The organism is Novosphingobium sp. FW305-C-30-35 (genome assembly GCF_058783135.1).
Map to the genome: position 1 here is coordinate 2,865,643 of NZ_JBYSYJ010000001.1, position 7,597 is coordinate 2,873,239.

The following is a 7,597-nucleotide window of genomic DNA, read 5'->3' on the forward strand; positions in this document are numbered from 1 at the left end:
AAATGTTCACGTCACGCCTGCGCCGCCGAGCCATTCTTCCCTTGCTGGCCACGACCCTGATGGCGCCGCTCTCGGCGGTTCTGCCGCAGGCTGCAGTCGCGCAGACGACGGCCGCCCCGTCGCAGCGGGCTGCGGACGCCAGACCGAACGTCATCCTGATCCTCGCCGATGACTTCGGGGTCGAGGGCGTGAACGTCTACGGTGGCGAGTACCACACGCCCAATATCGACCGGCTTGCCGCCGAAGGCATCCGCTTTCAGAATGCGCACGCCACACCGCTCTGCTCACCCTCGCGGGTTCGGCTGATGACGGGGCAGGAGAATGCCCGAAACTACGAGGCTTTCGGCTACCTCGCGCCGGGTCAGCGCACGTTCGGCAACCTGATGCAGGAGGCAGGCTATGCCACCGCCATGGTGGGCAAGTGGCAGCTCATGGGCAACGGGTTCGACGGCCGCGTCGGCATCACGCCCGAGGCAGCGGGTTTTGACGAGAGCTATCTCTGGCAGCTTCAGGCGCTCGCCGCCAAGGGGTCGCGCTATTGGGGGCCCACCCGCGCCACGTCGGGCAAGAGCAAGATCAACGAGGAGGGCTTCGGTCCCGACTTCGACAGCAAGTACGCGCTCGATTTCATCGACCGGCACAAGGACAAGCCGTTCTTCCTCTACTATTCGATGGTGCTCACCCACGATCCCTATGTGCCGACGCCGGCATCGATGACGGCGGAGGGTTCGAAGGCGCGCTTTGCCGGGATGGTCTCGTACATGGACCAATTGATCGGCGATCTCATGGCAAAGCTGAAAGCCGATGGTCTTGACCGCAACACCATCGTGATCTTCACCGGCGACAACGGGACCGGGCGCAAGATCACGAGCATGCGCAACGGACATGCGATTCCGGGGGGCAAGGGCTCGCCCACGGTCAACGGCACGCACGTTCCGATGATCGTGTGGGGTCCTGGCCTTGTTCCCGAGGGCAAGACCAGCGAGGCCCTGTTCGATTTCACCGATGTCCTGCCGACGCTTGCGGAAGTGGCGAAAGTCCCGGACAAGACTGGCAAGGTGGACGGCATGAGCCAGTGGCCGGTCATCACCGGCAAGGCGGCTTCCGTGCGCGATTCCATTTTCATGCACTATGCTCCGGCCTGGCAGTTCGAGCCGACGCGGTTTGTCTTCGATGCGCGATGGAAGCTCTATGGCGATGGAAAGTTCGTCTCGATCGATCCTGATGCCGGCATTGAGAGCGAGATAGACCCGAAGGCCGCGAAGGGAGAGGCGGCCAAGCGCCTCGCGACGTTCAGGCGGGTCCTGGCCCAGGCCGGCGACGGGCCGCTCGATCCCACGCGCTACCCGTGGTGTGCAAAGTTCCCCTCTGTGACACCCGGAGTGCCGGCAACCATAGCGGGCTGTGGCCGCACGCCTGCAGGTGATGAATGAGCGGGCCGGTCCGCAAGGCGTTGTCCGCATTGTTGGCAGCAAGTGCGATCGTTGGCATGTCCGGCTGCGTCGGCAAGCCTCGGCTGTCCGAGACAAGCGCGGACATGCCGGCAGCGCGCAGGCCGAACGTGCTCGTCATCCTTGTCGACGATCTGGGCTGGAACGACGTCTCGATCTACGGACGGAACGATGTGCCGACCCCCAATATCGAGCGCATCGCTCAGAATGGCGTTGCATTTTCAAGCGGCTACGTTGCGGCGTCAGTCTGCGCAGTCTCGCGCGCGGGCCTGCTTACGGGGCGCATGCCGCAGACCTTCGGCTTCACCTACAATATCAATGATCAGGGCGATCCGGGTGCTGGCCTGCCTGCCGACCAGCTGACCCTTGCCGAAAGGCTCAAGCCGCTGGGCTATCGCACGGCGGCCTTCGGCAAGTGGCATCTCGGCGCGGAACGGCAGTTCTATCCGACCAACCGTGGGTTCGACGAATTCTACGGCTTTCTCGCGGGCGAAACCGTCTACGTCGATCCGAAGACGCCTGGCATCGTGACCACCCCGACAAAGGCGGACAAGTATGCGCTGGACGAGCGCAAGGGCAACGGCGTGACTGTCGAAGGTCCTGACGCGCGCCCGGTCAATGACTTTGACCGCTACATGACGGACGAGATCACCCGACGGGCGGTGGACTTCATCGACCGTTCTGCGGCGGACCGCTCCCATCCGTTCTTCGGTTACGTCGCCTATAATGCACCGCACTGGCCGCTTCAGGTTCCGCGCAAGTGGTACGATCGCTTCGCGCACATCAAGGATCCGGTGCGCCGTACCTATGTCGCCATGATTGCGGCAATGGATGACGGCGTCGGCCAGATACTCGATGCGCTGGAGGCAAGGGGGCTTCGCGACGATACGATGGTCGTGTTCCTGTCCGACAATGGTTGCCCCGAGCAGTTCGGCTTCTGCAACTCAGCCCATCCTTGGGGGGCCGGAAAGTTCACCTACATCGAAGGCGGCATGCGCGTGCCTTTTGCGATGTCGTGGCCGCGAGGCCTGAAACCGGCCGGGGTCAACGACACGCCGGTCAGTGCGATCGATATCGTGCCCACTGTGCTCAAGGCCATCGATCCGAAGGCTGTCATGCCCTCGGCTCTGGGAGGCGTCAGTCTGGTCGACAGCGCATCAGGCAAAGCGCAGACAGAGCGCACCCTGGTGTTCGGCCAGGAGCCGGTCTACGCCGCGCGGAAGGGCGATCTGAAGCTGTGGCGGTCGCAGGACTGGAACGCCACCATGCTTTACGACGTGGCCCGCGATCCTGCGGAAAGCGCGGACCTTTCTGTCCAGAACAGCAAGGCTACGACCGAGCTTTCGGCCGCGATCGAAGCATGGCGGGCGGAGCTGCCCCAGCCCTTGTGGAAGCGTCACGGCGTGCGCAAGGTCGTGATCAACGGCCGCGAGACCGAGTGGGTTTACTGATCCAGACGAGGGCGAGGGGCTGGACCTTCAGGGGTCCAGCTCTTCGCAGCGCTTCAGTCCGGCAGCACCGTCGCCAGCGCCACTCTTCTGGTCAGGATTTGCCTTGGCGACAGGGAAATAGGTGCAATCGCGGATAGCGTCGTATCGCACCGGGTTCGGGCGTGGCTCGACCGGCCCTCGTGGCAGCAAGGCCCGCAGCGAGGTGACCGTTCCGGCAAAGCGCGGGCTGTCGGCCAGATTGTGCTCTTCGGCCGGGTCCGAACGGTGATCGTAAAGTTCGCGGCCTTTCTTGCCTTCTTCCCATTCGGTGTAGCGCCACCGTTCGGTTCGAATGCTGCGGCCGCCGCGCACCTGTGAAAGTGCGGGCTTCGTCCACTTCCTGTCTGTGGGCTTGGCAAGCAGCGAGGTCAGGCTCTTGCCCTCGTTGCGCGAGTACTCGGGCAATCCGGCAAGTTCGACCAGCGTCGGATAGATATCGAGCAGTTCCACTGTGCGCGGCGAACGCTTGCCGGCCGAAGCGCCTCTGCCCGGCACCCGCAGGATCAGGGGTACTCGCGCGGCAGGCTCCCACAGGATGTTCTTCATCCACTGGCCATGTTCGCCCAACATGAACCCGTGATCGCTGGCAAATACCACGATGGTATCGTCCTCGAGCCCGAGTTCCTGCAGGGCATCGAGCACACGACCCACCTGGGCATCCATATAACTGGTGGCGGCGTAGTAGGCGCGGATCATCTGACGCTGCTGGTCTTCGCTCATGGCAAAGTTGTCCGGCGTCCATGCCTTGCTGGCGGGAAGGACCGCCGCAAGTTTGTTGGGATCCTGATTGGCCACCTGGATCGACTGGATCGGATAGAGGTCGAAGTACTTTTTCGGGGCTACTTCGGGCACATGTGGTCGGTAGAAACCGACACCGATGAAGAACGGTTTGTCCTTGTGCGCTTTCATCATTTCGATCGCGGCGGTGGCGACCTTGCCATCGGTCTGATCTTCGTCCGCGCCCTCGTCAGCGAGGTAGGCCATTGATGATCCGTATGGGATCCCGGGCGTCAGCTCGACCAGTCGACCGGCTTCCGCATCGCGATCGCGGCCACGCGGATCGACGGTTGCATCCCACGATTGCGGGTCGTCAGGTCCCGGCTGGCCGATCCCGCCGGGCACACCCTGGTGGAATATCTTTCCGACCCGGCCGGCGAAGTAGCCGTGCCCGCGGAAGTACTGCGGTAGCGTCTGGATATCCGGTAATGCCGCCCGAAACGGCGTCGTCAGATCCGCAACGCGGGTCGTATCCGGGCGCGTGCCCGTCAACATGGAAGCGCGGCTGGGAGCGCACCATGGAAACTGCGCGTAGGCGCGGTCAAAACTGATGCCCTGCTTGGCGAGCCTGTCGATGTTGGGTGTACGAACAGGGGCGCCATAGTTGCCGAGCTGGGGTGCGAGGTCGTCGGCCATTATGAGTAGGACGTTGGGCCTTCGCGCTTCCTTCACTTGCGCCGATGATGGGGGTGCCGTTTGTGCAAGCACCGGAGCAGGCAGTGTCGCCGCCATGCCGCAGGCAAGAGCCATTGCGGCAACCTGCAATCCATTCCTTATCCGCCGCATCTCACTCTCCGCGCGCCAGCTTGTTTAGCGCTATACCTTGCATGAATTGCTCATCTGTGGAATTCAAGAGCTTGTCAATGAGGGCGGGCCGGTGAACTTCAATACAACCGATTGCTGTCAAATAGTTGTGGTTGTTAGGAAATGAGCAGCCGCATGCCGCGCCGATCCAGTTCGGCAGTGACGATCAGCGATGTCGCCGCCCGGGCCGGCGTCTCGGCCATGACCGTTTCGAACGTGCTGTCCGGCCGAAAGAAAGTACAGGACAAGACGCGCGAGGCGGTTGAGGCTGCGATCAGGGATCTGGGCTATACGCCCAATGCGGCCGCACAGGCTTTGGCCAGCGCTGCGCAGATGCGCGTTGGGCTCGTCTACAACAACCCGCAAAGCGCATTCCTCAGCGCAGTTCTGGTCGGCGCACTGAACGCGGCAAGCCAGCTTGGCGCGCAACTGTTGATACGTCCATGCAAGGGTGAGGATGTCGGCAACACGGGGGAGACCATGGCCGAACTGGTCCGGGCAGGGGCAGGTGCCCTTCTGCTTCCGCCGCCCTACTGCGAGATTGTCGAACAGACCGAAGCCCTGCGCGCCCATGGCCTGCCCATCGTCGCCATTTCGCCGGGGCGGGAGTTGAAGAACCTGAGCGGCGTCCGGATCGACGATTTCAACGCTGCGCGCGCAATGACCAGCTGGCTCATCGAGCGCGGGCATCGGCGCATTGGTTTTGTCGGGGGACCCGAAAATCATTTCGCGAGCCAGTCACGCCTGGAAGGTTATCGTGCAGCGCTGGCCGAGGCAAATCTCGCCAATAACCCCGAACTCGAGGTCACGGGCGATTTCAGCTACGATTCGGGATTGATCGCTGCGCGCAGACTGTTCGCGCTGCAACAGCGACCTACCGCAATCTTTGCAACAACCGATGACATGGCTGCAGCAGCGGTGTCCGAAGCTCACCGCCTTGGCCTCGACATACCTGGTGACGTGTCGATCGCAGGCTTTGACGATACGCCGATAGCGGTCAAGATATGGCCAAGACTGACGACTGTACGTCAACCCATCGCCGCAATTTCCGAGCAGGCTACGCGCAGCGCGATTGAGCTTCTGCGCGCAAGGAATTTTTCCCCGGATAAGGTAGTCTCAAAGCATTTGCCTTTCGAGATTGTGGAAAGGGATTCCACGAGCAATTGCCCTTCATAGTTCGATGAAGGTGTCCTTCGGTGCTCGAAGGTTGAATCCCAGAGCCTGAATGGACGGCGGTATCTGATAACTTCACAGAGAAGAGTGAACGTCTGGTCTTTAGGGCAACCTCGACCGAAGGTCTTAATGCTCCCGGTACGACCGGTGTTGGAGTAAGTTGACGCTCTCAGAACCACGCCGGAACGACCGGATCTGGTCGATTCCTGCCAACATAGTTGTGCTTAGTTCTCGCAAGGGCTTTTAGAGTTTGCGGAACCAACAGTTTCGCTACGTTCGGGGCTCCTTCGCCTCCTGCCTGAGAAGTGAAACGCTAGGTGCTGCGCCTTGCAACCGTCAGCAGATCCTTGGCCGGCCGCATGTCTTCAAGCAGCAGGTCCGCCCACTCGCACGCGATCTCCCGCCTGCGCGGCATAAACTCGGCGCGGTTGTAGGCGCGCTCCACCTTGTTCTCGGGGACGTGCGCTAGCATGAGGTCGATCACGGCGCGGTCGTCGGCAATCCCGGCGAGCTTCGCCCGCTCGTTCATGATCGTCGAGAAGGCCGCGCGCCAGCCATGCGGGACGTGCCTGCGGTGCCAACCTGCCCGGTTGTAGAGATAGCCGATCGCGTTCTCGGACAGGGGTATATGGGCGTGGCGCTGGCCGGGAAACACGAGCTCGCTACGCCCGGTCAGGCGGCGGACGGCATGGAGGACGTCGACGGCTTGCGGCGCCAGGGGGACGACGTGGTCAAACGCCTGCTCATCCTTGCGATCGAGAGTGAGCTTCATGCGCTCGGCTGGAACGTGCCAGTACGGCTCCTCACCTTCGAGATCCCTGAACTCATCCCATCGCGCGCCGCGGACAACGCCCGGGCGAACGGCGGTGAGGGCGAGGAGGCGCGACGCCAGCAGCGTGACGGGCGACGCGCCCGATTGCTCGGTCTTGGTCAGCAGGTCGCGCAACTCGTCTATGGCGAGGATCGCAGGCTGCTTCTTGGCCTTCGGCTTCGGCAGCAGGGCGGCATTCAGATCCTTGGCGGGATTGTCGCGCGCGATGCGCTTGGACACCGCCAGCAGGAACACGCCGCTGATGCGCTGCCGGATGCGCTTGGCCGTCTCGATCGAACCGCGCTTCTCGATCTTGCGGAGCATGTCGAGGACGTCATGGGCCTCGATGTCGTTGATCTGCCGCTTGCCCAGGGTAGGGAACACGTCGCGCTCGAGCGATCGGATCACGTCGGCCTGATGCACGTCGGTCCAACGGCCCTTGTTGAGCTCGTGCCATTCGCGCGCGACCGATTCGAACGAATGCGCCTCCTCCAATCTGGCGGCCTTGGCTTCACGCTTCTTCTCTGCGCTCGGGTCGACACCTTGGCGCAGCAGGCGGCGGGCTTCGTCGCGTCTCTCGCGTGCGTCGATCAGGGTGACGTCGGGATAGGGGCCGAACGAGAGGAGCTTCTCCTTCCCCTCGACGCGATACTTCATGCGCCAGAGCTTGCCGCCGTTCTTGCGCACAAGGAGAAACAGACCCTTCTCGTCGGCGAGCTTGTAATCTCGCTCGGCTGGTGCGGCTTTGCGGATCTTCGTGTCGGAGAGCATGCCGATACCCCTACTTGGGGGTATCGTTTAGAGCGTTACCCCCTGAATTACCCCCTCGGGCCCGGTCCATTGATGGCACGCGATGGCACACCGCGCACGTCCCAATGAGACAGAACCCCAGCAATTTCTAGGGTTTTTGGCATGGGATGGCATGTCTTGGCAAGGTCAAGTGGCGGTGGGAACGGAGCCGGATTCCGACCTTCTCTGGGGTGTAACCTACTGATTATTATATTACGACTGTGAGTTCGATTCCCATTTGAGACCGGTTAAACATCGTTCGCAGGCACGACCGGCGACTCTTTTCCTTGCCCGAACGACAC

At 62.3% G+C, this 7,597-nt stretch carries 5 protein-coding genes; 3 read left to right on the plus strand and 2 right to left on the minus strand.

The annotated features are described in order from the left end of the window. Positions 1-2: 2 nt before the first annotated feature. Complete coding sequence (locus AC3WLM_RS14205) at positions 3-1,433, plus strand: sulfatase family protein (protein WP_492477689.1); 1,431 nt, start codon at positions 3-5, stop codon at positions 1,431-1,433. After that, positions 1,430-2,902 (plus strand): sulfatase family protein, encoded by a 1,473-nt coding sequence (locus AC3WLM_RS14210; protein ID WP_492477690.1) that lies wholly within the window; start codon positions 1,430-1,432, stop codon positions 2,900-2,902. Before AC3WLM_RS14205 ends, AC3WLM_RS14210 begins: the two co-directional genes overlap by 4 nt. 27 nt (positions 2,903-2,929) lie before the next feature. Here AC3WLM_RS14210 and AC3WLM_RS14215 read toward each other — a convergent pair whose 3' ends face one another. Next, positions 2,930-4,504: a sulfatase gene (locus AC3WLM_RS14215; protein ID WP_492477691.1), complete on the minus strand. Its 1,575-nt coding sequence runs from the start codon at positions 4,502-4,504 to the stop codon at positions 2,930-2,932. 153 nt (positions 4,505-4,657) lie between these two features. Between AC3WLM_RS14215 and AC3WLM_RS14220 the strand changes: the two genes are divergently transcribed. Then, positions 4,658-5,698: a LacI family DNA-binding transcriptional regulator gene (locus AC3WLM_RS14220; RefSeq protein ID WP_492477692.1), complete on the plus strand. Its 1,041-nt coding sequence runs from the start codon at positions 4,658-4,660 to the stop codon at positions 5,696-5,698. Between the two features lie 310 nt (positions 5,699-6,008). Here the strand turns inward: AC3WLM_RS14220 and AC3WLM_RS14225 are convergent, their stop codons facing one another. Next, positions 6,009-7,277, minus strand: a complete 1,269-nt coding sequence (locus tag AC3WLM_RS14225) for a tyrosine-type recombinase/integrase (RefSeq protein ID WP_492477693.1) — start codon at positions 7,275-7,277, stop codon at positions 6,009-6,011. Positions 7,278-7,597: the final 320 nt, after the last annotated feature.